The sequence below is a fragment of the Brevundimonas sp. Root1423 genome, from assembly GCF_001426805.1.
Genome location: NZ_LMFL01000008.1, coordinates 108,169 through 134,703 on the forward strand (window position 1 = coordinate 108,169; position 26,535 = coordinate 134,703).

19 protein-coding genes and 1 tRNA gene are annotated in these 26,535 nt (G+C 66.8%); 11 read left to right on the plus strand and 9 right to left on the minus strand.

Features of this window, described 5'->3' with window-relative positions:
- The gene (locus tag ASD25_RS05800; RefSeq protein WP_056615453.1) at positions 1-615 is read left to right on the plus strand and encodes a calcium-binding protein; all 615 of its coding nucleotides are present in this window, start codon (positions 1-3) and stop codon (positions 613-615) included.
- A 69-nt stretch (positions 616-684) separates the two neighbouring features.
- Here the strand turns inward: ASD25_RS05800 and ASD25_RS05805 are convergent, their stop codons facing one another.
- The 4 genes from ASD25_RS05805 to ASD25_RS05815 all read right to left on the minus strand — a co-directional run bounded on the left by ASD25_RS05805 (position 685) and on the right by ASD25_RS05815 (position 4,128).
- Entirely contained in the window at positions 685-1,605 is a 921-nt protein-coding gene (locus ASD25_RS05805; protein ID WP_056615456.1) for an FtsW/RodA/SpoVE family cell cycle protein, read from the minus strand.
- Positions 1,606-1,826: 221 nt separating this feature from the next.
- The gene (locus ASD25_RS29175) at positions 1,827-2,129 is read right to left on the minus strand and encodes a PadR family transcriptional regulator (RefSeq protein WP_082572233.1); all 303 of its coding nucleotides are present in this window, start codon (positions 2,127-2,129) and stop codon (positions 1,827-1,829) included.
- A gap of 325 nt (positions 2,130-2,454) precedes the next feature.
- A complete protein-coding gene (locus ASD25_RS05810; RefSeq protein WP_056615457.1) occupies positions 2,455-3,222 on the minus strand; it encodes an SDR family NAD(P)-dependent oxidoreductase in 768 nt (255 codons plus the stop codon).
- Between the two features lie 3 nt (positions 3,223-3,225).
- Complete coding sequence (locus tag ASD25_RS05815) at positions 3,226-4,128, minus strand: SDR family NAD(P)-dependent oxidoreductase (protein ID WP_056615460.1); 903 nt, start codon at positions 4,126-4,128, stop codon at positions 3,226-3,228.
- A gap of 179 nt (positions 4,129-4,307) precedes the next feature.
- Between ASD25_RS05815 and ASD25_RS05820 the strand changes: the two genes are divergently transcribed.
- The 6 genes from ASD25_RS05820 (at position 4,308) to ASD25_RS05845 (ending at position 13,292) form a co-directional block, all read left to right on the plus strand.
- Positions 4,308-6,482 (plus strand): TonB-dependent receptor, encoded by a 2,175-nt coding sequence (locus ASD25_RS05820; RefSeq protein WP_056615463.1) that lies wholly within the window; start codon positions 4,308-4,310, stop codon positions 6,480-6,482.
- 136 nt (positions 6,483-6,618) lie between these two features.
- Positions 6,619-8,211: an AMP-binding protein gene (locus tag ASD25_RS05825; RefSeq protein WP_235562629.1), complete on the plus strand. Its 1,593-nt coding sequence runs from the start codon at positions 6,619-6,621 to the stop codon at positions 8,209-8,211.
- 73 nt (positions 8,212-8,284) lie between these two features.
- Complete coding sequence (locus ASD25_RS05830) at positions 8,285-8,986, plus strand: TetR/AcrR family transcriptional regulator (protein ID WP_056615588.1); 702 nt, start codon at positions 8,285-8,287, stop codon at positions 8,984-8,986.
- On the plus strand, positions 8,983-10,233 hold the full coding sequence (locus ASD25_RS05835) for a serine hydrolase (RefSeq protein ID WP_056615465.1): 1,251 nt from the start codon (positions 8,983-8,985) through the stop codon (positions 10,231-10,233). Before ASD25_RS05830 ends, ASD25_RS05835 begins: the two co-directional genes overlap by 4 nt.
- A gap of 36 nt (positions 10,234-10,269) precedes the next feature.
- Positions 10,270-11,586: an MFS transporter gene (locus ASD25_RS05840; RefSeq protein ID WP_056615468.1), complete on the plus strand. Its 1,317-nt coding sequence runs from the start codon at positions 10,270-10,272 to the stop codon at positions 11,584-11,586.
- Positions 11,583-13,292, plus strand: a complete 1,710-nt coding sequence (locus tag ASD25_RS05845) for a carboxylesterase/lipase family protein (RefSeq protein ID WP_056615471.1) — start codon at positions 11,583-11,585, stop codon at positions 13,290-13,292. The genes ASD25_RS05840 and ASD25_RS05845 overlap by 4 nt, the downstream gene beginning before the upstream one ends.
- Before the next feature lie 64 nt (positions 13,293-13,356).
- On the opposite strand, the gene ASD25_RS05850 is transcribed toward ASD25_RS05845, so the two are convergent.
- Positions 13,357-14,727, minus strand: a complete 1,371-nt coding sequence (locus ASD25_RS05850) for a sigma-54 dependent transcriptional regulator (protein ID WP_056615474.1) — start codon at positions 14,725-14,727, stop codon at positions 13,357-13,359.
- Entirely contained in the window at positions 14,724-16,529 is a 1,806-nt protein-coding gene (locus ASD25_RS05855; protein ID WP_056615477.1) for an ATP-binding protein, read from the minus strand. Before ASD25_RS05855 ends, ASD25_RS05850 begins: the two co-directional genes overlap by 4 nt.
- A gap of 231 nt (positions 16,530-16,760) precedes the next feature.
- Between ASD25_RS05855 and ASD25_RS05860 the strand changes: the two genes are divergently transcribed.
- From ASD25_RS05860 to ASD25_RS05875, 4 genes are all read left to right on the plus strand, one after another.
- The gene (locus ASD25_RS05860) at positions 16,761-18,116 is read left to right on the plus strand and encodes a dicarboxylate/amino acid:cation symporter (RefSeq protein ID WP_056615479.1); all 1,356 of its coding nucleotides are present in this window, start codon (positions 16,761-16,763) and stop codon (positions 18,114-18,116) included.
- Between the two features lie 33 nt (positions 18,117-18,149).
- On the plus strand, positions 18,150-21,218 hold the full coding sequence (locus ASD25_RS05865) for a TonB-dependent receptor domain-containing protein (protein ID WP_056615482.1): 3,069 nt from the start codon (positions 18,150-18,152) through the stop codon (positions 21,216-21,218).
- A gap of 53 nt (positions 21,219-21,271) precedes the next feature.
- Positions 21,272-22,546: a hypothetical protein gene (locus ASD25_RS05870; protein ID WP_056615485.1), complete on the plus strand. Its 1,275-nt coding sequence runs from the start codon at positions 21,272-21,274 to the stop codon at positions 22,544-22,546.
- A gap of 204 nt (positions 22,547-22,750) precedes the next feature.
- Positions 22,751-23,434, plus strand: a complete 684-nt coding sequence (locus ASD25_RS05875; protein ID WP_056615488.1) for a hypothetical protein — start codon at positions 22,751-22,753, stop codon at positions 23,432-23,434.
- Between the two features lie 89 nt (positions 23,435-23,523).
- Here ASD25_RS05875 and ASD25_RS05880 read toward each other — a convergent pair whose 3' ends face one another.
- The 3 genes from ASD25_RS05880 to ASD25_RS05890 all read right to left on the minus strand — a co-directional run bounded on the left by ASD25_RS05880 (position 23,524) and on the right by ASD25_RS05890 (position 26,534).
- Positions 23,524-24,741: an RtcB family protein gene (locus tag ASD25_RS05880; protein ID WP_056615491.1), complete on the minus strand. Its 1,218-nt coding sequence runs from the start codon at positions 24,739-24,741 to the stop codon at positions 23,524-23,526.
- 713 nt (positions 24,742-25,454) lie between these two features.
- Positions 25,455-25,544: transfer RNA gene (locus ASD25_RS05885), tRNA-Ser, on the minus strand.
- Between the two features lie 48 nt (positions 25,545-25,592).
- Positions 25,593-26,534, minus strand: a complete 942-nt coding sequence (locus ASD25_RS05890) for a hypothetical protein (protein ID WP_056615494.1) — start codon at positions 26,532-26,534, stop codon at positions 25,593-25,595.
- Position 26,535 lies beyond the last annotated feature (1 nt).

Sequence of the window (26,535 nt, forward strand, 5' to 3'; positions counted from 1 at the left end):
GTGATCAAGGGCGGCAACGGCAAGGACACCCTGACCGGCACGGCGGGCGAAGACGTCATCACCGGAGAGAACGGCAATGACATCCTGTACGGCCTCGACGGGGCCGATCGCCTCGACGGCGGCAACGGGACGGACAAGCTGTACGGCGGCGCCGGCATCGACACCTTGGTGGGCGGCAACGGCGACGATCTCCTCGACGGCGGCGCGGGGAACGACTCGCTGAACGGCGGGCTCGGCCAGGACCAGCTGCTGGGCGGAGCCGGCGACGACTTCATCCTGGGCGGCGGCGGCAACGACCTGCTGACCGGCGGGGCGGGGGCGGACACTATCGTGTTCGGCATCGCCAGCGACATCGACAAGATCCTGGACTTCGAGGTGGGCAAGGACCGTCTCGAGTTCACCCAAGGCGTCCAGGTGCTGTTCCACGAGATCGGCGACAACAACAACGACGGCGTGCTCGACACGGTGCTGGTCACCAATCTCGGCGGCGTCATCATCATGCTGGGCGTCGAATACCCGGTTGGGCCCAGTCTGGAGGACTATCTCCGGCCGGTGTGGGAGCGGTCATCCCCCCACGGCCTGCTGATCGAACCCCATGAGCCCATGCTCTGCTGATCTGCAAGCTCCTCGCCCTCCGTAAAGGTCGCGATGCCCGGCGTTGCAACCGCGCAAGGCGACCTGCGATCATGGCGCGGCGATGACAAACTTCGCATCTGACGTCTTCGCCGACGTCGGTCGTTCGATGTCGCCCAGGTCGGACCTGGACGACAGGGTCCTGCCACGCGGAAGCCCGACGGAGGCGAGGATATAGCCTGCAATCGAACTTCCACTGTAGGCGACCAGCGGTGTCGGATAATCCCCCACGACCGCTGCAACAATGATCGCCAACCATGTTGCGCCGAAGGCTCCATGGATCGCCCGGTGGCCTCGATCGCATATGACCCCCAGCGTAGCAGGCACGAGCAACAGGACGGCTCCACCCCATACCGCCGCGCCTGCCGCCGGACCGACCGAGAATGCTGTGCGGAAGACCCGGTCCACAAACGGCGTCGGCGGCACAACATCGGGGCTCAGGCAGGTGATCGCGAAGCTGGCTGTCGACACCATCAGACAGAACAGGCCCAGCCGATCACGCGTCAACAGAACGACCGCAGCGAGACCGGCGACCAGCGCCCCCGCCATCGCCCTGTCGGGCTGAAGCGCCAGGGCGACGGCCGCGCTCACGACGCCGGCGGCTGTGAGCACATCGCGCGAGCGGGCGACCGCGGTGATGAGAAGCGGGAGGAGCACCAGGCTGGGTTGCAGCACGATCCCCGCGATCACGATCCAGCGCCGGGCGCCCGAGGCTTCGTTGCCCAAAAAGGCGGTCAGGAGCAACGCCGCGCCGATCGAAACGGCAAGGAGGCCCGCCACCGGAGGCTCGACGGGATCATGGCGGAAGAACGGGAGGGCGACGACGAGACCGGCGGCCAGGGCTGCAAGGTTCATGGTCAGCATGCGATCCGGCGCGCCTCCGGCGTCGAGATAGACCAGGCCGAGGAGTGTGGCTGTGATCGCGCAGACGAGTGCGAGGCCACGACCCCGCCAGCGATCATGAACCGTCACCGTGAAGTCTCCATGGGGTTGGGCGCCATCTGGCGAGAGCGCCTTTTGAACTGCGTCCGTGAAACATGCCCTGGCGGTCCAGACCGCGCATCCGAATGCGAAGAGAAGAGCCGGTCCCGGCCGATCGATTTCAGCCGCTTCTCTCGCCATCGCTTCCGTCCAATGACGTAAGTGCCCGGGCGCCCAGGACTGGCACGCCCGTACGATCCGTTCTGCCGCCGTCACGCGGGCTGGCCTGCCGGGGAGAGCGCACGTTCTGTCAACGGCGGGTTTTCCGCCGCCAGCCGGTGGCCGGCGGCCGTCAGCCGGTAGGCGTGGCGGGGAGGGCGCCCGGTTTCCGCAGGCAACCACTGCGCCTCCAGATGTCCCTGGCTCTCGAGCCGGATAAGGAGCGGGTACAGCGTGCCTGATTTGATCCCGGTGGCCCGGCACAAATCATAACCATGCGACCAATTCGAACCGACCTCGGCAAGAGACGCGAGAACGGATCGTGTAGCGGGCGAAAGCGAGCGAGAACGTATCATGGGCTTTAAATCTACATAGGTAGAGTTTGAGTCAAGGGTTTGACCGCGGATGTCGGCGCCCTCTTCCCGGCTCGGCTCGGCTCGGCTCCGCTCCAGCGCTAGTCTGCTTGAGTGAAAGTCCCTTTCGTCAGCTTGCTCGGATGCCGGGTCTTTGCCGCGAGGGGGCCTCCGGCCTGAATGCTGAATCTGGCCCCGGGGCGGCTTGGGAGGGGCTAACCGGCGGCTCGCCTCAAAGCGCCCGCTGTCCGGGCCTGGCCCGGTTATCTGCTCAAGGACGGGGCTTGGGAAAACGGTGGAGGTGCTGTCCGTCGGACCCCCTTGGCTCTCAGCCCGCGGTCCAGCCGCCGTCCACGATCAGCGAGCTTCCTGTCATCAGACTTGAGGCGTCGGACGCCAGCAGCAGGAGCGGACCGGCCAACTCTTCCATGCGGCCGAGGCGCCCGAGCTTGATCCTGCTCAGCACATGCTCGCGCGTGCCCGGAGTGTCGAGGATCGGGCGCGTCAGGGCCGTGTCGATGAAAGTCGGGCAGAGCGAGTTCACCCGAATCCCGTGGGGCGCCAGTTCGATTGCCATGCACCGGGTCAGGCCCTCCAGTCCCCACTTCGAGGCGCTGTAGAGCGACCGGCCGCCACCACCCACATGGCCCATCTGAGACGACACGTTGATGATTGATCCGGGCAGTTCCGCTTCCAGAAGCCCTTGCGCCACCGCCTGCGCGACAAACAGCGCCGCCTTGAGATTGAGGTTCAGGACGGCGTCATAGTCGTCCTCGGTCACCTCGGTGATTGTCCGGATGCGATTGACCCCGGCGTTGTTGAGCAGGATGTCGAACGGACCTCGCGCCCCGATCTCGCGGCGAACGGCGGCGATGTCGTTCAGATCCATAACAAAGGCCTCGGCCTCGAACCCTGCTTCCCGAATTTCCGCGACCCTTGCGTCCAGTTCTGCGCCGCTGCGGGCGCACAGGGTGACGGCGGCGCCGGCCTGGGCGAAGACGGCCGCCCCGGCGGCGCCGATTCCTCGTCCCGCCCCGGTGATGAGAGCCCTTTTTCCGTCGAGCCTGAATGAGGGCAGGGGTGGGGAAAGCGTCATGCGTTACCCGTTGACGGCCTGAAGCTCGAGTACGCGCCGGTCGGGATGCTGGACCTCGTGGTTATACTGGGCCGCTCCGGAGGCGGGGACGACTTCGTCCACGCGGTCGGAAATTCGCAGCCATTGCATCTGGATCTGTTCGGCCGCGTCGGGCGAGTCTCCGACATAGACGCCTCGTGTCATGGTCACGTGAGCCTGTTCGAAGGCGCCCGCGCCTGCCAGCAGAACCACCCGGGTCGGCGCGCCTTCCGCTGCCAGGGCGACGACGCCGGGGCTGACCAGGTCAGACGACAGACCCCTCAGGTCCTCTTCGGAGTAAAGGCCGGCGGTCATCTGCGTGGAGGCGCTGGGCGCCAGGCAGTTCACGCGAATGCCGGACTTCTCGCCCTCGAGCGCCAGCGTCTGCATCAGGCCGACCAGGGCCATCTTGGCGGCGGAATAGTTGGACTGGCCGAAATTTCCGTAGAGGCCCGACGACGAGGTCGTGAAAATGATGCGGCCGTAGCCCTGCTCGCGCATATGCGGCCATGCGGCCTTGGTCACGTTTACCGACCCCATCAGGTGGACATCGATCACGGTAGCGAAGTCGTCGAGGTCCATCTTTGCGAACGTCCGGTCTCGCAGGATGCCCGCGTTGTTGACCAGAATGTCTATGGATCCCCAGCGCGCGACTGCGCCGGCGACCATGGCTTCGACGGCGTCGCGGTCAGTGACACTGCATGTCCATGCCAAGGCTTCGCCGCCTGATGCCTCAATTTCGCACGCCACCGACTCGGCTCCGGCCTGCGACATGTCGTTGACGACAACCCGCGCCCCGTAGCGCGCCAGAGCCAGCGCGTGGCTGCGGCCCAGGCCGCCGCCGGCGCCTGTGACAATCGCCACGCGGCGCGTCAGATCAATGGACATGGGTCACTCCGGAAGCTTTCGCCGCTCTCTGCGAACAGTAGCGAACCTGCCCTGACATTGGCCAAATGGTCAACATTCACTCGGCGGCTAGTGAAGATTGACACGGCTGCGGTTCGGTGGGACCGTCCGGTTCATGGCGTCGCAAGAGCGCCGAGGAAACATCTCGAGGGAGGACGACCATGGGCCGCAAGCTCTGGATCACGACATCTGCCGCCGTGCTGCTGTGGGCAGGAGCCGCACAGGCCCAGCAAGCGACGCCGGCCGCGAACAATACGGCCGCCGAACAGCAGGATACGACGCTGGATGATGTCGTCGTCACCGCTGAACGCCGGACGACGAATCTGCAGGAGACCGCCGTAGCGGCGACTGTGCTGAGCGGCGAGGACCTTGAGAACAAGGGCGTGACCTCGCTGGAGCAACTCCAGTTCGTCGCTCCCTCGACCACGGTGCAGAATTTCGGTCAGGGCAATTTCTTCAATGTGCGCGGCATCGGCAAGTCCGAGCCGACCACGGCGATCGGGGTCGGCGTTACGACCTATCGTGACGGGGTGGCCGTCTTCCCGGGCTATTTCCAGACCGAGCCCTATTACGACATCGGCAGCGTCGAGCTGCTGCGTGGGCCGCAGGGGACCTTCGCCGGCACGAACGCGACAGGCGGCGCGGTCTTCATCAACGCCCGCAACCCCGATTTCACCGGCGTGAATGGCTATGCCATGGGGCAGGTCGGCAGCTACGGAAACATCAAGCTTCAGGGCGCGGTCAATCTGCCGCTGACCGACACCCTGGCGCTGCGCGTCGCCGGCAACTCGGAGGTTCGCGACAGCTTCCACGAGATCACCGGACCCTATAGGGGCCACCCCGGCGACATCACCTCCAACAGCGCGCGCGTCAGCCTGTTGTGGACGCCAACGCCCGCTCTGCGGGTGCTGCTGAAGGGCGACTACAACAACCTGGATTTCGGCGGCTACCCCGCCGATCCTGCGCTGGCCACCAACGATCCGTTCGAGATCACCGCCAACGGTCCGCACTCGGGGCAGGATGAGACCGCGCGGGTGTCGCTGAACGTCAGCTATGTGTTCGACAACGGCATCACCATCCGGTCGATCACCGGCTATCAGGACGGCATCAGCGAGTTCTCGACCGATCTGGATGGCACCCGCCTGCTGAACAACACCTTCTACGACCGCGTCGAGGAGGAGGTCTGGTCGCAGGAGTTCAACATCGTATCGCCTGACGACCAGCGCCTGACCTGGATCCTGGGCGCGTTCTGGCAGTATGACGACGTGGTCTTCCCGGTCACGAGCTTCCCGCAGGGCGCCTATCACGTCGGCTTCCCGGAGGGTGTGGTCGACTACTACATCTTCGGCGAGACGCCGAAGGAGACCCAGGCCGTCTTCGGCCAGATCAGCTACGACGTGTCGGACCGCCTGCAGGTCCAGCTGGGCGCCCGCTGGTCGGAGAGCACCTCGACCAATGACAATGTCTATACGACCTATCCGGCCTTCGGCCTGACCCTGCTCCAGAATGACGAGGTCACCGCCGAGAAGACGACCGGAAAGCTGAGCCTCAACTACAAGGTCAACGACGACAACTTCGTCTATGGCTTCGTCGCAACGGGCTTCAAGATGGGCGGGCTGAACGCGCCGAACTTCTATGTGCCGGCGAGCTCGTTCGGGCCGGAAGACGTCATCGACTACGAACTGGGCTGGAAGTCGACGATGTTCGACGGCCGTGTCCGCACCCAGCTGGGCGCGTACTACATGGCTTATGAAGGCTTCCAGGTCGTCGTGGGCGATCCGACAGTCCCGCTGTTCAACTCGATCGTGAACGTGGCCGGCGAAACGGTGCTGAAGGGAATCGAGGGCTCTGCCCAGATGCGGTTGGGGCAGTGGTCGGTTGATGTCGGCGGCTCCATCTCGAGCTCCGAGCTGGGCGAGTTCTTCGCCGTCGATCCGCGCCTGGCGCGCCGCCCCTGCAATCCCGAGACGGGGCCTGCTGGCGGCAACTGCCAGAACCTCGCGGGCAACAGTCAGAGCTATGCGCCGGAGGTCACCTTCAACTTCGGAGCCCAGTACGAGTTCGCTCTCAGCGGCGGTGCGACCCTGACGCCGCGCATCGACTACTCGCACATCGGCGAGTCCTGGACCTCCATCTTCAACAACGAAGCGCTGGGCGACCGGCTGGAGGCGCGCAATATCGTCAATCTCAAACTGACCTGGCAGAAGGGCGACTGGACGCTCGCCGCCTACGCGCTGAACGCGACGGACCAGACCTATATCGCTGCGATCAATGCGGGCCTGCGCTACGCCGGACCACCCCGGCAGATCGGTCTGAACCTGATGAAGACCTTCTGATCGGACCCGTGAGGGCGGCGGTTTCCCCTTCCGTCGCCCTCGCGGTGATCGCCGGCCCGGCGCCGGCGTCCTGTAACGCGTGGAATCCCCCTCCCATGGCCTCTGCCATCTCCCTTAACCCAGCACCGATCCGGGCATGACGACGCGCGTCTTCAGCCCGATGCAGGATTACGCCCTGACCGTGGATCGTTTCCTCGATCACGGCGCCAAATGGCATGGGCAGGCGCGGGTGATCACGGCCGCGGAGGACGGCGATCAGGCTGTCGGCTACGCCGATCTGCGGGTCAGGGCCAACCGGCTGTCCGGCGCGCTTCTGTCGCTGGGTCTGACGCCGGGTGATCGCATCGCCACCCTGGCATGGAACAGCCAGCACCATGTCGAGGTCTGGTACGCCGCCATGGGCGCCGGCCTCGTCTGCCACACGCTGAATCCCCGACTGACGATCGCGCACCTCGCCGCGATGATTACCGAGGCCGGTGATCGGGTCCTGGCCGTCGGCGCCGGCCTCGCCGGCATGGCCGAAAAGCTGGCGGCGTCCTGCCCCTGCATCGAGCAGTTGATCCTTCTGGACGGCGACCGGCCTGCGGCGGTTCGCGGAGACGCCCCTATCACGGTTCTGGAGACGCTGCTGTCCGATCGCGGCAGAGCGACGACGTGGGGCCAGTTCGACGAGCGGTCGCTGGCGGGCCTGTGTTTTACGTCCGGCACCACCGGTGCGCCCAAGGGCGTCGCCTACACCCACCGGTCGAACTACCTGCACACCATCCGGTCCCTCCAGGCCGATGCGATGGCCTTGACGGCCGCGGACACCATCCTCGTCGCGGTGCCCATGTTCCACGCCAACGCCTGGGGTTTGCCCTTCGCGGCGCCGGCCGTGGGAGCCAGTCTGGTCCTGCCCGGGCGGGTCACGGACGGACGCAGTCTCGCGGACCTCATCAACCGACATGGCGTCACCGTGGCCGTAGGCGTGCCCACCGTCTGGCTGGGTCTGCTGGACCATCTCGACGCCACGGGCGGCGAAACGCCGAGCCTTGAGCGGATCATCATCGGCGGCTCCAGCTGCCCGGACACCCTGTTGAGGCGGATGGAAAGCCGGCTGGGCGCCACGGTCCAGACCAGCTGGGGAATGACCGAACTGTCGCCGCTGGGCACGATCTCCCCCCGGAGCAGTGAAACCGGCGCCGCGCGTGGCGCGGGACGACCGCCGATGGGGCTGGACCTGCTGCTCACCGACGCGGCCGGGACGCCCTTGCCGGATCAGCGCAACGCGCCGGGCCATCTGAAGGTGCGCGGTCAGAGCGTCGCGCAGGGCTATTTCGGCGCGTCGGAGTCCGCGCTGGACGCCGACGGCTGGTTCGATACGGGCGATCTGGCGATCATCGACGATGCGGGCAATCTGACCCTCGCAGGACGCTCCAAGGACCTGATCAAGTCAGGTGGCGAATGGATCAACCCTGTCGAGATCGAGGAGATCGTCGGCGCCCTGCCGTCGATCAGTCTGGTCGCGGTGATCGGCAGGGCCGATCCCAAATGGGGCGAGCGTCCTCTCATGGTCATCGAGCCGGCGCAGGGGCAGGAGATCGAGGACAAGGCGCTGAAAGCAAGCCTCAAGGGACGCGTGGCCGACTGGTGGATTCCCGAGCGGATCGTCCGGGTCGTGGCCATGCCGCTGGCGGCTACGGGCAAGATCAACAAGACGCAGCTTCGCGCCACCTATGGGGGCGCTTAGGATGACCGATGTCTCCGTCATCGAGTCGGCGCGTCGGTATCAGGATGCGCCGGACCGTCTTGAGGTTCAGGTCATGTCCACGCCCGTCCGCACCCCCCGCCGCAAGGCCGAGCAACGCGCCGAGAGCCTCGAACAAATCCTGGACGCGGCTGAGGAGCTGTTTTCGCAGCACGGCCTGCACGGGGTTACGGTCAAGGACATCGCCGACAAGGTCGGCGTCCACAAATCGCTGGTGCACTACTATTTCACCGACAAGCAGGAGGTGTTCGACAAGGTCATGGCGCGGCGCGCGCCGATCACCGTCGGTCGCCGGATGGAAGCCCTGGACGCCTATGAGGCCTCGGTCGGCGGCAATCCGACGGTTGAAGGCGCCCTGCGCGCCTTCCTCGACACGGACCTGGACACCTATTCGACCGGCGGCGAGGGCTGGCGGCATTTCGGCGCCCTGAGCGCCCAGATCAACAACACCCCCGCATGGGGCGCAGAGGTGATGGACCGCCTCTACGATCCAGTCGTCCTGCGGCTGATCGGCCTGCTGAAGAAGGCCATGCCGGACTGCGCGGACGAGGACATCTTCTGGGGTTATCACTTTGTCACCGGCGCCCTGACGCTGACCCTCGCGCGGACCGGGCGGATCGATCACCTCTCCGGCGGCCTGTGCAAATCGGACGACTTCGACGCCATCAAGAGCCGGATGGCCGCCTTCATGGCGCACGGCTTCATCGGCATCTGCGAAGGCCGGACCGCGGAACGCCGGAAGAGCGGGGAGCCATGACGCAGGCCGGCGGCCTTCCGCTCGCGCCCGACCCCGAAGCATTGGGCTTCGACAGGGCGGGCCTCGAACGCCTGGACGCCTGGATGGCGGACATGGTCGGGGCGGGGCAGGTGGCCGGCGTTTCGACCCTGCTGATGCGGCACGGACAGGTCGTCGATTTCAGGACACGGGGCAGGGCGCGGCTCGATGACGAGGCGCTGCTGGGCCGGGACGCGATCTTCCGCATCTACTCCATGACCAAGCCGGTCACCGGCGTGGCCCTGATGATCCTGTTCGAGGAGGGGCGCTGGCGGCTCGACGACCCCATCACGAAATTCATCCCGGAGTTTTCGGACCTGAAGGTCTACGCCGGCGTCGATGGGGACGGCTCCATGGTCGTCGAGGACGCGGTTCGCCCGCCGACGATGCGCGAGCTGATGAGCCACACGGCGGGCTTCGGCTACGGTCTGTTCGACGTTCACCCGGTCGAGCGCGCGTACCGGAAACAGGGCGTGCTGCGGGTGGAAAGCCTGGATGATCTGGTCCGGCGAGCGGCCCGCATCCCCCTGATGTTCCAACCGGGGACGGAGTGGTTCTATTCGATCGCCACGGATCTTCAGGGCCTGATCGTGGAGCGGCTGTCCGGTCAGACCTTCGGAGAATTCCTGCAGGCGCGCGTCTTCGATCCGCTCGGCATGGTCGACACGGGGTTCCAGACCCGACCGGACAATGTCCACCGCTTGGCGGCCATCTACGCCGACGACGGGGCCGGCGGTCTGAAGCCGGCGACCGAGGCCTTCGACATGCCTCTCAACGATTTCACGCAGACGCCGAAGTTCGAGGGCGGCGGGGGCGGGCTGGTCTCGACCGCCACGGACTACGCCCGGTTCTGCCAGATGATCCTGAACCGCGGGACGCTGGACGGCGTCCGCATTCTCGCGCCGGACTCCGTCGATCTGATGGGCCGGAACGTGATCCCGGACGCGGTGCTGGAGACGTCCAGTCCGCTAAGGCTGCTGCCCTTCAATCCGGCCTTCGGTTTCGGCCTCGACTTCGCTGTCGTCATCGATCCGCCCGTGCTGGGTCTCGTCGAGGGTCGCGGCACGCTGAGCTGGGGCGGCGGGGGAGGGACGTGGTTCTGGATCGATCCCGAGAACGACCTGATCTTCATCGGCCTGATCCAGCGCCTGGCCGACCCGGTCGGAAACGCCTTCCGCGCCCAGTCCCGCGCCCTTGTCTACGCCGCCCTGACCCAACCCGAAAAATAGACGGGCCCCAAGGCTCGCTTCACCGAGGAAACGATCATGAGCCAGACCGAAGCGATCGCCGCCGCTCCGCCAACATCCGCCACAGGCGTCGGAACAAGGGCGTGGATCGCCCTCGGCTCCCTGTGGTTCATCTATGTACTGAACTTCCTCGACCGGCAGCTGCTGTCCATCCTCGCCAAGCCGATCCAGGACACGCTGCATATAAGCGACAGCCAGCTGGGCTTGCTGGGCGGTCTCTATTTCGCATTCTTCTACTGTTTCATCGCCATTCCGGTGGGATGGCTGGCGGACCGGACCAATCGCGTGGCTGTGGTGTCCATCGCCTGCGGAATCTGGAGCGCGGCGACCATCGCCTGCGGTCTGTCGCGGAATTTCAGCCAGCTGGCGGTGTCGCGCATGACCGTGGGCTTCGGCGAGGCCGGGGGCGTTCCACCCTCGTACGCCATCATCACCGACTATTTCCCGCCCGGCCGCCGCGGCATGGCGCTGGGGATCTACAATCTCGGGCCTCCGGTCGGCGCGGCGCTGGGCATTGCCTTCGGCGCTTCGATCGCCGCGGCCTTCAGCTGGCGCGACGCCTTCGTCGCCATCGGCGTCGTGGGGTTGATAGTCGCCGTGGTCACGCCGCTGGTGGTCAAGGAGCCCCGGCGGGGCGGTCTGGACCAGGCCGCGAACGCCGCGCCCCAGGAGCGCGCGCCCTTCTGGGGCACCGTCACCGCCTTCTTCTCGCGGCCTACCCTCGTGCTGGCTGCGCTCGGCAGCGGGGTCACACAGATCATCACCTACGGTCTGGGCAACTTCGCGGTCCTGTTCCTGATGCGCGAAAAGGGCATGACGCTGAACGACGTGGCGCTCTGGTACGCGCTGGTCGTGGCCATCGGCATGGGTGGCGGCATCTTCGCCTCGGGCTGGCTGATCGACCGCTTCACGCGGCGTTCGAAGAAGGCTTACGCCCTGCTGCCCGCGCTTTCGCTGGCGCTGGCCCTGCCGTTCTATGTGGCCTTCGTCTGGGCGCCGTCTTGGCCGCTGGCGCTGGCGCTTCTGTGCGGGCCCACCTTCCTGAACTACTTCTATCTGTCCTCGTCGGTGGCGCTGGTCCAGGAAGAAGTCAGGCCCAACCAACGGGTGATGTCGGGCGCCTTGCTGCTGCTGGTGATGAACTTCATCGGCATGGGCCTTGGGCCGACCTATGTGGGCGCCGCGAGCGACTTCTTCCGCGCGGCCCATCCCGACAACTCGCTGCAGATCGCGCTCTACACCCTGACGCCCTTCTATGTGCTGGCCATTGGCCTGTTCGTGTGGCTGTCCCGGGTGCTGGGACGCGACACGTCGAGAGCGGGAGGCGTGTCATGAGCGCAGCATCGAGGATATGCCGGTTGGCTTTGGTCGCGGGCCTTTTCGCGGGACTGGTTTCCTGCGCCGCCGCAGCGGTCGCCCAGTCTGATCCGGCGGTCGTGACCGCGCCGGCCGGAGCGGTGCGCGGCCGGGCCGTCGGCGACGTGCTGGCCTTCAAGGGTGTTCCCTACGCCGCGCCGCCCGTAGGACCGAACCGCTGGCGGCCGCCGATCTCCGCGCCCCGATGGTCGGGGGTTCGGGATGCAGCGGATTTCGGACCGGCCTGTATCCAGCCGACGCCGGGGGCGCCGCACATCTATTCGGACAACCTCGGCGCCACGAGTGAGGACTGCCTGTCCCTGAACGTCTGGACTCCGTCGACGACGGGCAAGGCTCCGGTGATCGTCTGGATCCACGGCGGATCTCTGGTCGCCGGCTCAAGCAAGGAGCGGCTGTACGACGGGTCGGTGCTGGCGGCCGAGGGCGCGGTTGTGGTGTCGATCAACTATCGGCTCGGCGTCCTCGGCTATCTGGCGCATCCGGACCTGAGCGCGGAGTCGCGAGACGGAATCTCCGGCAACTACGGCCTGATGGATCAGATCGCGGCCCTGCACTGGGTGCAGAGGAATATCGACGCCTTCGGCGGCGACCCCGCCAACGTGACCATCGCCGGCGAGTCCGCCGGCGGCCTCAGCGTCATGTATCTGATGGCGTCGCCGCTGGCCCGCGGCCTGTTCGCCAAGGCGATCGCGCAGAGCGCCTATATGATCTCCACGCCCGAGCTGAAGCAGGCCCGCTTCGGCGCGCCCGCGGCCGAGGCCGCCGGAAGCAATCTGGCCCGCGTCCTCCAGGCGCCGAGCCTGAGGGTGTTGCGCGGCATGGATCCGCAGACGCTGACCGACAGCGCGGCCCGCAGCGGCTTCGCCTCGTTCGGCGCGGTGGACGGTGTTCTGCTGCCGGGCCAGCTAGTGGATGTGTTCGCCCGCGGCGAGCAGGCGCCGGTTCCGCTGCTGGCCGGATTCAACAGCGGCGAGATCCGCTCGCTGCGCATGCTCGCCCCGCCCGCGCCCGGAAGCACCGCCGAGTATGAGAGCGTCATCCGCGACCGTTACGGCGGTCTGGCCGACGAATTCCTGCGCCTCTATCCGGCGTCGGACATGGGCGAGAGCATTCTCGCCGCCAGCCGCGACGCGCTCTACGGCTGGACGGCGGAGCGGCTGGTTCGCAACCAGACCGCCCTCGGGCAGCCGTCATTCCTCTACCTGTTCGACCATGGCTATCCCGCCATGGACGCGGCCGGCCTGCACGGCTTCCACGCCAGCGAGCTGCCCTACATGTTCGGCATGCTGGACCGGACGCCGCCTCTCTGGCCGAAGGTCCCGGACACGCCTGAGGAAGCGGGCCTTTCAGCCGCAATGGTCGACTACTGGGTCAGCTTCGCCCGCACGGGCGAGCCTCGAGCGGCGAACGGCCCGGCGTGGCCGACCTACGGCGCTTCCGGTGCCTATATCGCCTTCCGGGATGGTCCGACGCTGGCTGAAGGTCTGTTTCCCGGCATGTTCGCCCTGCACGAGCAAGCGATGTGCCGCCGCCAGGCCCGCGGGGATCTTGCATGGAATTGGAATGCGGGTCTGGCCTCGCCGAAGCTGCCGGGGCCGGTTGACGGGCGTCGCAGCTCCGGAACGCCCGGCGGGCCAAGCCTGTCTCAGCGATGTTCCATATAGTTTCCGGGGTTCAGAGACGGCCGCATCCCTCCCTTGAGGCGCCAGAAGGACGGCGGCGGTGCAGTCAGTCCAACGACGGGTTGTCTCTATCGACGGCGCGCGACGGATTGCGGTGGGCGGCCGGGACAAGCCCGTGCCGGGCCATCTTGTCGTAGAGCGTCTTGCGTGGAAGCTGCAGGTCGGCCAGCACCCGGCGGATGTCGCCTTCATGCCGTGTGAGGGATTCCCGGATCAGCTCAGCCTCATACGCCTGGACGCGCAGGACCAAGCCCTGCTCCGACTCCACGTCTGAGGCGAAGGGCGACAGCCCCACGGCGATCTGGCTCGCGTAGTTCGCCAACTCGCGGATGTTGCCGGGCCAGTCGTGCTCCAGCAGCCGTCGACGGATGACATGATCGATCGCGGGTGCGTCGCGTCCCAGACGCCGCGTAGCGCGATCCAGGAAGCGCGCGAACAGCAACGGGACATCCTCGCGCCGTTCCCGCAGCGGCGGCGTCCGAAGCCGGATCACGTTGAGCCGGTAATAGAGATCTTCGCGCAGATCGCCACGCGCGACCGCCTCGGCGGGATCGGCCTTGGTCGCAGCGAGAATGCGCAGGTCCAGCGCATGAGGCTCCATTGCGCCGACCGGCAGGACTTCCCGTTCCTCGAGCACCCGAAGCAGAAGCAGCTGGGCGGCGCGCGGCGCCAGATCGATCTCGTCGAGGAAGAGGGTGCCCTGATGCGATTGTTCAATCTGTCCCTCGCGGCGTCGATACGCGCCGGTGGGCCCAACCGCATCGCCCATCAGCAGGCTTTCGAGACCACTCTCCGGCAGGGCGGCGCAGGACACGGCCACGAAAGGGCGCAGACGCCGACGTCCGGCATTGTGGATGGCGCGGGCCACGGCCTCCTTGCCAGCCCCGGTCTCGCCCTCGATCAGCACGTCGACCTGGGCGTCAGCCAGCCGATGAATGGCAGTGCGCAGGGCCTCGACAGATCGGCTGGAGCCGCTGAGCGGGATCGACCCCTCGTCGTCGGCGGCCAGTGCGGCGAGCCGGCGGTTGTCCAGCACCAGAGAACGCTTCTCCAGCGCGCGCCGGATTGTCTCCACCAGACGTTCGGGCGAGAACGGCTTGGCCAGGAAGTCATAGGCCCCACGCTTCATGGCATCGACGGCCTCGGCGATGTCGCCATGCCCGGTCATCATCACCACTGGCAGGCCGGGATCCAGCCCGTTCAGCCTTTCGACGAGCTGCCGGCCGTCCATCCTCGGCATGCGCAGATCGGTGACGACCACGCCCTCGAACCGGTCGTTGACGACCTTCAGCGCGGCCTCCGCCGAGGCGAACGCCGCGACCGCCAGGCCGTCGAGCTCGAGCCGTTCGGTCAGTGCATCCCGAAAGGCGTCATCGTCGTCGATCAGGGCGACGCGATTGAGGGTCTGGAAGCTCATGACGCCTTCGCCAGACGAATGATGAATCGCGCGCCCCGGGTTGAAGGCTCCAGAGCGAGTTCGCCTCCGAAGCCAGCGACGATGTCCCGGCTGATGACCAGTCCCAGACCCAGGCCGTCCTGCTTGTCGGTCGTGAAGGGTGTGAACAGCCGCTCCTGGACCCCGGCCGCGACGCCGGGACCGTTGTCGCTGACGTGGATCACGGCCTGCTTGCCCTTCACGACGACGCCCACGTCGATGGTCGGGTTCGCGACGCCGTCCAGCGCCTCGATGGCGTTCTGCAGCAGGTTCAGAACCACCTGTTCCAGCCGGTTTCTCTCGGCCCGCACGGCCAGGCCGGACGGCGCCCGCCGGCGGTTCAGCACGATACCCTTTTCCCCCATTCGTCCGGCCACCAGCAGCAGGGCTCCATCGATCGCTGCATCCACGCCGACGGCCACCGTCTCCGACCGCGTCTTGCGCGAGAAGGCGCGCAATTCGTCTGTGATCGCGCCAACGCGCTCGGTCAGTCGGTCGATATTGGCCAGCGAGCGAAGCGCGCCGGCATTGTCTTCCCGGCGCAACTGCACAGAGGCGCTGTCGGCGTGGGTCCGAATGGCGGCGACGGGCTGGTTGATCTCGTGCGCCACCCCGGCGGCGATCTGACCCAGGGTCGCCAATTTGTTGGCCTGGATAAGATCGTCCTGCAGATCCTGACGAACCGACTCCAGTCGCCGCCGCTCTTCGATCTCATGGTTCAGGAGGTCGTTGGTCGATCGCAGTTCGGACGTCCGGAGATCGATCTGACGCTCCAGCTCGACCCGGGCCTGTTCGGCCTCGATCGACCGGGCGGCGGCGCGTTGACGGCGGCGCAGCAGGATGCCGGTCAGGGCGGCCAGCAGGCCGACAGTCAGGGCGCCCAGCCACCGCGCGACGGCGACTGCCCGCGCCTCGGCGTCGCCGGCCGGAGAGAGCAGGTTCAACTCCCAGCCGATGTCGGGAATGCTGTCGGACGCGACGGCATAGAGGTCCGCGGGGACATCGGCCGATACCCGGACCAGAGCGCCGTTGCGGGTGTCGAAGGGCAGGGGAGTCGGGACGGTCGCTCCGGCTGTCTGGGTCGCCGCGAGGCGTCGCCGGAGGTCGGCGGACAACGGCCGGGCGGCGTGGAAGCGCCAGGCCGGCACCGTGGTGATCAGCACCACCCCGTCCGCGTCAGTGACATAGGTCGGCTCGCCCGATGCGCGCCAGTCGGCCTCAAGGGCGTCGAATTCGACCTTGGCCACGATGACTCCGAGCGGCTGGCCGGTGCGATCATCCACCCGGCGGGACAGATAAAGTCCGGGGCGGCCGCTGACGGTGCCGAGGGCGAAGAAGGCCGCCTGACCGTTGCGCATGGCTTCGAAATAATAGGGTCGGAAGCGGTAGTTGGAGCCGACGAAGCTGGTGGGCAGCTTCCAATTGCTGGCGGCGAGGGTCTTCCCGTTGGCGTCGAGCGCATAGATGGCTGCAGCCCGGACCTCTGTCGCCAAGGCCTCGAACTTTCGGTTCAATCGCGCGACGCTCGTCGGGTCCGGCTTGCCCAGCAGGGCCGCCAGGTCCGGGTCCTGCGCCAGAACCATCGGCAACGACCGATGCCGCTCCAGCTCGCTGCGCAGGACGGCGGCGTGAAGGGCGCTGGCCGTGGCCGCCTGCCGCCCGGCCGACGCCCTCGCGTCCTGCCGGGCGACCTCGCCGCTGACCCACACGACGAGGATCGCGACAAGAATCCACGCTGTCGCGAAGAGTCGCCACTGAGTCGTCGATGAAGCGGGATCGCGCATCGGGCGACTATGTGAAATTACGCACAAATGTCCATCACATGTGTGCGGATTACCGCACGCTATTGCGATTAAAGTGAAGACTGCAGGAGCAAAGCCGATTTAATTCAACACGATGTCTGGCTGTCGGCCTTTCCTTGTCGCGACCTCAGGCTCACCGATACTGCAGTCAATCGCGCCGTCAGAGCGCTGTTGAGACCGGAGCCGCGCAGCGGGTCCAAGGGAGGTCGCTTGTTGCATCCAGCCGCCACAGCCGGCGCGCCCGTCGCGCGCCGCCCGTTCTATCGCAGCCTGTACTTCACCGTACTGTTGGCGATCGTTGCCGGTGGGCTGATCGGCCACCTGTGGCCAGACTTCGGACAGAGCCTCAAACCCCTCGGCGACGCCTTCATCAAGCTGGTGAAGATGATCATCGCTCCGGTGATCTTCCTGACCATCACCACCGGCATCGCCGGTATGCGCGACCTGAAGCAGGTCGGGCGCGTCGCGGCCAAGGCCTTTGCATACTTCCTGGTCTTCTCGACCCTGGCGCTGATCATCGGTCTGGTGATCGCCAATGTGGTCAAGCCGGGGCAGGGGCTGAACATCGATCCAGCCACCCTGAACGCCGGCGCGGTGGCCCAGTACACCGAGGCCGCCCACGAGAGCACCATTGTCGGCTTCCTAACCGGCATCATACCGAACACGCTCGTCAGCGCCTTTGTCGAAGGCAACATTCTGCAGACCTTGTTCGTGTCGATCCTGTTCGGCATCGCCCTGGCCATCGTCGGCGAGGCCGCGGCGCCGGTAAACCGTGCGCTGGATGCGCTGAGCCAGGTCGTCTTCAAGCTGGTCGCCATCCTGATGAAGGCCGCGCCTGTCGGGGCGTTCGGGGCCTTCGCCTTCACCATTGGCGCCTATGGCCTGGGCGCGATCGCCAATCTGGCCGCCCTGATCGCCACCTTCTACGTGACCTCGCTGGTGTTCGTGATCGGGGTGCTGGGGCTGGTCTGCCTCGCCAACGGATTCTCCATCTTCCGGCTGATCGCCTATCTGAAGGAAGAACTGCTGCTGGTGCTGGGCACCTCCTCGTCCGAGGCGGCGCTGCCCAGTCTGATGCAGAAGCTGGAGCGCGCCGGCGCGCCCAAGTCGGTGATCGGCCTCGTCGTGCCGACCGGCTATTCGTTCAATCTGGACGGCACAAACATCTATATGACCCTGGCCGCCCTGTTCATCGCCCAAGCCATGAACATCGAGCTGAGCCTTCAGGATCAGCTGTTGCTGCTGCTGGTGGCGATGATCAGCTCCAAGGGCGCGGCGGGCATCACCGGCGCCGGCTTCATCACCCTGGCAGCGACCTTGGCCGTGGTGCCGGGCGTGCCGGTGGCGGGCATGGCCCTGATCCTCGGCATCGACCGCTTCATGAGCGAGTGCCGGGCGCTGACGAATTTCGTGGGCAATGCAGTGGCGACCCTGGTCGTCGCCCGCTGGGAGGGCGAACTGGACCGCGAGGCGCTGCATGCGGCGCTGGGATCCGGACCCAAGGCATTGGCCGCTGCACCGGATCCAGCCGCAGGGCCGGGCGATCGAGACGTCATAACGGCCGACTGAGAGCGGCCGAGCCAAAAACGGGAGGAAGAGACAATGAGGACCATCCACAGAACCGCTCTGCTCGGCAGCGCCGCCGTGCTGACCCTGCTCATCGCCGCTCCGGCGTTTGCGCAGACGGCGCCGGCGCCCGCCTCGAACGACGAGCCGGACGCGACGACCGTCGACGACGTCGTGGTCGTGGGCTCCCAGATCCGCGGCGCCAAGGTCAACGCCGCCCTGCCGGTGACCGTGCTCAGCGAGGAGCAGATCCTGGCGACCGGCGCGGTCAACGGGGACGACCTGCTGCGCTCCATTCCGCAGATGGGCGACGTGCTGTTCAGCGCCGCCAACAACCCGCAGACGTCCAACGCCGCCCGGGGCGACGTGAACTCGGTCAACCTCCGCTCGCTGGGCGTCGGGAACACCCTGGTGCTGCTGAACGGCCGCCGGCTCATCTCCCACCCCACCAGCCAGGGCACCTCGGATACGGGAACGGTCCCGGTCCTGAGCTACAACTCCAATACCATCCCGGTGTCGGGCACCGACCGGCTGGAAGTCCTGCTGGATGGCGCCGCCGCCATCTACGGCGCGGACGCCGTGGCCGGCGTGGTCAACACCGTGCTGCGCGACGACTTCGACGGTTTCCGTTTCCAGGCCCAGTACGGCGGGGCGGAGGGCACGCACCTGCGCGAGCTCTCGACCAACATCTTCGCCGGCAAGAATTTCGAGCGCGGCAATATCTCGGGCTTCATCGACTACACGGACCGGTCCGCCCTGCTGGCCGAGGACCAGGATTATACGGCCTCGTCCAACCTGCGCAGTCTGTTCGCCAACGAACCGGGTTTCGAGACCAGCCTGGATCCTGACGCGCGCGCGACCCGCGGCGCCTGGGCCAATCTGCAGGCCCAGACCAGCACCACCATCCGGCGCAACGGCACGGCCCTGACGACCTCGGCCGGCGCTTTCCACATCCAGCCGGCAAGCTTCGGCTGCGCCACACCGGTCGGGACGAACATCTGCATCGCGTCGGGCAACGCCAGCGCCAACGGCGTCCAGCGCGACCTGCGCTACGATACCCAGGTCGGCACCACAGTGACCCCGGAGGTCGAGCGGCTCAACCTGTTCGTTTCCGGCCACTACGAACTGTCGGCCGACGTCGAGGCGTTCGGCGAGATCGGCTTCTACCAGGCCACGACCCAGAACATCCAGCCGCCCACCATCAGCCTGAACGCCATCTGGATCCCGGCCTCCAACTACTGGAACCCGTTCGGCCCGGTGACCTTCGCCAACGGACAGGCCAATCCGAACCGCCTGTCGGGCCTGACCGGTGTCCCGATCGGAGGGCTGAACGTGAAACTGGGCAACTACCGCTTCAATGACGCCGGCTTCCAGATCGTGGATGTCGAGAATTCCCAGTCGCGCCTCCTGGGCGGCCTTCGCGGCGAACGCTGGGGCTTCGACTGGGAGACGGCGCTGGTCTATTCGGAAGCGGAGGCGACCGACACCTCCAACGCCGTGAACATGACCGCGCTGCAGGCCAGCCTGGCCCTGTCCACGCCCGACGCCTACAACCCGTTCAACGGCGGCTGCGTCGCAACCACGACCTACGGCGACTGCACGCCGAGCTCCCAGACCGCCATCGACGCGATCTCGACCGAACTGGTCCGTGTTTCCCGCACGACGCTGACCATGGCTGACTTCCGCATGAGCCGGCCTGACCTGATGGAGCTGCCGGGCGGGCCGCTGGGTGTGGCCTTCGGCGTCGAGTTCCGGCACGAGACCCAGAGCGACGACCGCGACGCCGATCTGGACGGCACCAACATCTTCACAGACAGGATCGACGGCGCGGTCAGCATCTCGAACCTGTCGGCGGTCAGCTCCAATCCTGACACCCATGGCGAGCGTGACGTGGCCTCGGCCTATGTCGAGTTCGCGGTGCCGGTGGTCTCGCCGGAGATGAACATCCCCCTGGTCCACAACCTCGAATTCCAGGTGGCTGGCCGGTACGAGCACTACAGCGACTTCGGCGACGTGGCCAAACCCAAGGTCGCCATGGCTCTGGACATCGTCGACGGCCTGCGTCTGCGGGCGTCCTACTCGGAGGGCTTCCGGGCTCCGAACCTCGAGCAGACGAACGCCACCACCTATTCACGCCTTGCGTCCAACAACGACTATCTGCGTTGCGAGGCCGACCTTCGCGCCGGGCGGATCGCGACTTTCAACGCCTGCGCACAGAGCGTCAGCTATTCGCTGCGTGTGTCCGGCAACCCCGACCTGAAACCCGAGGAAAGCACCAACCAGTCCATCGGCCTGGTCTTCGAGCCGTGGTTCCTGCCAGAGGCCGTGGGCAACTTTACCTTCACCGTCGACCGCTGGCGCATTCAGCAGGAAGACATCGTCGGTCTGATCGGCGGACAGACCGCAGTGGTTCAGGACTACCTGGCCCGGCTGAGCGGTTCGTCGAATCCGAACGTCGTGCGCGCCGCTCCCAATGTCGACGACGTCGCCTTCTTCTCCGGCACCGGGATTGCGCCAGTGGGGGCTATCCAGTCCGTCAGCGACAGCTTCGTCAATCTGTTGCCGCAGGACGTGCAGGGCATCGACTTCGCGGTCCACTGGCGTCTGCGCGACACGCCCTGGGGCGACTTCAGCGCTCAGGTGAACGCCGCCCAGCTGCTGGAATTCCACCGAGACGCCGGTCCGGCCGTCCAGGCCCTGGACGACGCCCGCGACGCCGGCACGATCAACCCGGCCACGCCCCTGCCGATCGCCAGCGACCTGCTGGCCCGGAATGGCCGTCCGGAATGGAAGGTGACCAGTTCGCTGACCTGGAGCCAGGGCCCCTGGCAAGTGGGCGGCTTCGTCCAGTACACCAGCGCGGTCGAAGAGACCGGCTTCCTCAGCACCGCAGGCGATCCTTGGATCGTCGAAGCCCAGACCACGGCCAATCTGTACGGCCAGTACGAGTTCGAGGACGCCGGCTGGGCCTCGAACACGCGTATCCGCATCGGCGCGCGCAACATCACCGACGAGGCGCCGCCGCTGACGTCCACCGGCTATCTGGGGTCGCTGTATCGCCCCTACGGCCGTTACTGGTACGCCAGCATCACCAAGACGTTCTGACATCCGGACCGGCGCGGCCGTCGTCGCGCCGGTCCGCCTATCGAGAGTTCGCCATGAGGCGGTTTGCTATTGCGGTTCTGGCGTTCGCAGGCGTCCTCGCGTCGGCTCCGGCTCATGCCGGGGCCGACGTCGTGCCTATCGACTGCCCCGCCTCGGCGGGGGCCGGGACGCGCTGTCTGTCAGGGCAGGACGAAAACGGGGCCTGGTACGTCATCGCCATGCCGGCCGACTGGAACAATCGCCTGATTGTCCACGCCCATGGCGGACCGCGCACCGGCGCCCCGGGGGCGGCGGACTCGCTGGAAGACCTCGAGCGGTTCTCCGTCATGGTGCGCCAGGGCTACGCCTGGATCGGCTCGACCTATCGTCGCGGCGGCTACGGCGTTCGCATGGCGGCCGAGGATACAGACAACAGCCGCAAGGTGTTCTGGAGTCGGTTCGGCCGGCCGGAACGCACCATCCTGCATGGCCAGTCCTGGGGCGGGAATGTCGCAGCCAAGGCGTCCGAACTCTATGCCCTCGATACGGCTGGCGGCCGAAATTACGACGGCGTCCTGATCACCAACGGCGTGCTGTCGGGCGGCACCCGCGCCTATCAGTTCCGCGCCGGCCTCCGCGCCGTCTACCAGTTCTATTGCCGCAATCATCCCGCGGCGGACGAGACGACCTATCCCGTCTGGCAGGGCCTGCCGCGCGGCAGCCGCATGACCCGCGCCGATCTGCGCGCCCGGGTCGAGGCCTGCACCGGCGTGGACAAACCCGCTGCTCAAAGGACACCGCAGCAGACGCAACGCCTGCACGATACCCTGGCGGTCACAGGCGTGCAGGAGGATCAGCTGGTCAGTCACCTGTCCTGGGCCACTTTCCTGTTCCAGGACCTGGTCCAGGAACGGCTGGGCGGTCTGAACCCGTTCGACAACAGCGCCGTCGTCTACGCCGGCTCGTCGGAAGACGCGGCGCTGAACGCGGGCGTCGAACGGTTCACGGCGGACCCCGACGCAGTCGCGCGGCTGGCCTACGATTCCGATCTTTCGGGCCTGATCGTCCTTCCGACCCTGACGATGCACGCGCTGCACGATCCGACGGTCTCCTACGAGGTCGAGGCGGTCTATGGCGCAACGGTCGCGGCCGCGGGCCGCTCGCATCTGCTGGTTCAGGCCGCCACGGACGAGGACCAGCACAGCAAGCTGAGCGACGCCGGCTACCTGACCGCGCTGAACGCCCTTGAGCGGTGGATCGACACGGACGTGAGGCCCGATCCCGCTCGTTTTCAGGCCGATTGTCTGGCAGCGCATTCAGGCGAGGGGGCCTGCCGCTTTCGCCCGTAGCGAACCAGAACGTGCGGCGGCCGCGATCCGCAGCACAAGCGCCGTCCTGCTTTTCATATATTCCCGCATATGGGCATTTCGCGAACGCGGCGGGACCATCGACAGGGCAGGGGAGGGGCCGCTCTGCGCCAGAAGCGGGCGTCGGGCTCTCGCCTGTAAGCCGACGGCCGTTGAGCGCGGCGCCGCCGGGCGATATGCAACAGCATGCCTTCGCGGACTGCCGAACTTGAACTGGATCGAGACGGCGCTGAGCTGGCCCCGAAGGCTCTCGACGGCTCCACGCTGGCCGGTTTGGAACAGGTGCTGGCCGGCCAGCCGCGAGACGTTGCCGGGGTGAGGCTTTTTGGCGTCAAAGGGCTGCTCTGTTTCCTCGCGACCAGCGGACCGATTGGCTGCCTGGCCGCGCGGAACCTGGGCGAGAAGGCCCGGCCTGTACGGGCGATCCTATTCGACAAAACAGCATCCACGAATTGGTCACTCGCCTGGCATCAGGACCGTGTGGTTGCGGTGCGTGAGCGACAGGAAGTCGAAGGCTGGGGGCCTTGGACACGCAAGCATGGCGCGCTGCATGTCGCGCCCCCGTTCCCGGTGCTGGCCGGCATGCTCACGTTGCGCGCCCACCTCGACCCCGTGCCCGGGACAAATGCTCCACTACTCATCGCGCCTGGATCGCACCGCTTCGGCAGGATCCCGGAGGCCGATATTCCAGAGGTGGTGAGCAAGTGCGGCGTCGCCACCTGTCTGGCTGAAGCAGGAGATGTCTGGACCTATGCCACGCCAATTCTGCACGCGTCCGACAGGGCGTCCGTGGCCACGCACCGGCGAGTTCTACAGGTCGACTATGCTGCCGGTGATCTCCCGGGCGGATTGCAGTGGCTTGGCGTCTGACGCGCGATGGGACGGGATGTCGCCGTTCAACCGAAAGCCGGCCTGGCTAACGACGAAAGCCGGCCCCGCTTGCGCGGAACCGGCTCCCGTCATCCTTTCACGCACACCACCTGACGCAGGGTGTGAACCACCTCGATCAGGTCGGTCTGGGCCGCAATGACCGCGTCGATGTCCTTGTAGGCCATCGGCGTTTCATCGATCACCTCGGCGTCCTTGCGGCACTCGACGCCCTCGGTGGCGCGGACGTGGTCCTCCACCGTGAAGCGCCGCTTCGCCTCGGTCCGGCTCATGGCCCGACCGGCGCCGTGCGAGCAGGTGCAGAACGAGTCCGCGTTGCCCTTGCCGCGAACGATGAAGGACTTTGCTCCCATCGAGCCGGGGATGATCCCCAGTTCGCCGTCCCTCGCCGACACCGCACCCTTTCGGGTCAGGAACACATCCTTGCCGAAATGGCGCTCCCTCGAAACATAGTTGTGGTGGCAGTTCACTGCCTCCTGCGTCGTCTCCAGGTCCGGCCAGAACGCGCGCAGCACGTTCAGGACGCTGTCCATCATCACCTCGCGGTTGGCGCGGGCGTAACGCTGCGCCCAGGACACGGCCTTGACGTAGTCGTTGAAGCCCTCCGACCCCTCGGGGAAGTAGGCCAGGTCCTGATCCGGCAGGTTCAGGAACCAGCGCCGCGACTCCTGCTTGGCCCGCTCGATGAAATAGGTACCGAACCGGTTCCCCACCCCGCGCGAACCCGAGTGCAGCATCACCCACACGTCCCCCGCCTCATCGAGGCACAGCTCGATGAAGTGGTTGCCCGTGCCCAGCGTGCCCAAATGGCCGTAGCCACGCGGGTGCGCCGCCTTGGGGTGCTTTTCCACTACGGCGTCATAGCCCGTCTTCAGCCCCTCCCACCGGGAAGCGGCAGAGGCCGGCGGCTCGGTCGACCAGGCGCCCTTGTCGTTGCGCCCGCCGTTGTCGGTGCGGCCGTGCGGAACGGCCGCCTCGATCGCGGAGCGGATGCCCGACAGGTCGTCTGGCAAATGCTCGGCGCGGATCGAGGTCCGCACCGCCATCATGCCGCAGCCGATGTCCACGCCCACGGCGGCCGGGATGATGGCCCCCACTGTCGGGATCACCGACCCCACGGTCGCGCCCATGCCCCAGTGCACGTCGGGCATGACCGCGACGTGCGAGTGGATGAACGGCAGCGAGGCCACGTTCTTCAGCTGCTTCAGCGCCGCATCCTCGATGGGCACCCCCCGGGTCCACGCCTTGATCGGCGCGCCCGGGCTTTCGATCACGTCATAGCCGCGCATGGCTGACGTCTCCTTCTCTGTCTGATCCTCCGGACCGACCGTCAGGCGTCTTGCAGATACAAGAAACCCCTCCGGCCGGAAGCGGGAGGGGTTTCTGGAAAACCGAAGTCGGTATGACCGGGTGCTCTCCTAAACGTCCTCCGCGCGCGCGCCATTACCCTCGACCGGCTGGCGGTCGAGCAGCATGGGCAGGCTCGCTTTGGTGCAATAGGTGAACATGATCGTCTCGCTTCGGACGCAGGCTCATAGCTCACAACATTTCGGAACACCAGTGTTCCTCAAAGCGCGACCCGGTCGGTTCAGCGCCAGAAGCGGACGTTGTGTGCGATCCCGAAGACGACATTGGAGCCCTCCACGCGCGAACCGACCACTCGCGGGCACGGAATAGCCACCAGCGAAACGTTAAGCTCCGGCCAAGCCGCTCCCCCCAGAATCGGATGCTCAACAACGGCCTGAAGTGCGGATGTAGCATCCTGCAGGAAGCGTCTGGCCCTTCCGGACGGCCCCAGCAGGCTCCCGCGAATGGACATGAGCGGACGCTCATTCGCCTGGCTTTCTTCGCCCCTGATATTCAACAGCGGCTCCTGATCGATGTCTGATCCCCCAAAGGCGTCACAGCACTTCCCGGTTCGCATCCCTGTTACCCGGGAAATTCTACCGGATCGCAAAACGTGGGAGAGCAAGCCGTGGTAGAGAACAGTGACTTGGGCCGGTGGCGGAGAGGGTGGGATTCGAACCCACGGTGCCCGCAAAGGCACGCCGCATTTCGAGTGCGGTACATTCGACCACTCTGCCACCTCTCCGTAATGGGCGATGGCCCGCGCCGCAAGCGGGATATCGGGGAAATCGGCTCAGCGTTGCGCGGGCAGGGGAAGGCCAAGCGCTTCGCCGGTCGACAGGTCGCCGTCGATGACGCGAAACAGCTCGGCCGGGCGGCCGCCGGTGGCGGCGGACAGGCGGCCGGTGGGCTCGACAAGGCCGGTTCGTTCAACGCCGCGTCGGAAGTTCTGCTTGTGCAGCGACAGGCCGGCGACGGCCTCGGCGGCGGTCTGGAGTTCGGACAGGGTGAAGGTCGCGGGCATCAAATCGAAAAGGACGGGGCGGTATTTCAGCTTGCTGCGCAGGCGGCCGAGGCCGGTGGCGAGGATGCGGCGGTGGTCGGAGGCCATGGCGCGACCGGGGGCGGTGGAAAGAGGCGGGCGTTCCTGATCCCTTGCGGCCTCGGCGACCAGACCGGCCTCGTAGAGCAGTTCGTAGCGGTCGAGCACCTGCCCCTCGTTCCAGCGATGGGCGGGCGCGGTGGCGAAGAGGGTCTCGACGCGGGCCTGACGGCGGGGGTCGGTCGCCGCCCAGTCGTTCAATGCGGCGATCAGGGGAGCGACGCAGGCGGCGGCGCCGTCGCGGCGGTCCTCCCACGGGAAGATTTCAAGGACGGGGGTCCAGCGGGCCTCGGCCTGGGGGGCGTCGGCGGCGTCGGCCGTGAGGGCGAGGTAGCCGACCGAGACCTCGCGATGATGCTCGGGGCCCGGTGTCGCGCGCGGGCTGGCGCGGCCCAGGTCGCCGAAGGTGTAGAGCTGTTCGACGAAGCCGAGGCGGAAGCCGGTCTGGTCGGTCACGAAGTCGCGCAGGGCCCGTTCGAATGTCCGGTCCCGCGCCGGATCGAAGGGGCCGAAAGGCAGGGCGGTCTCGCCCTCCTCGCCGGGGGTGGTCAGGACGCAGGCGCGGCGGTCGCGGAGTGCGATGACGACGGCCGAGAGGCCGATGCGGACGCCCTGTTCCCCCGGACCGGCCATG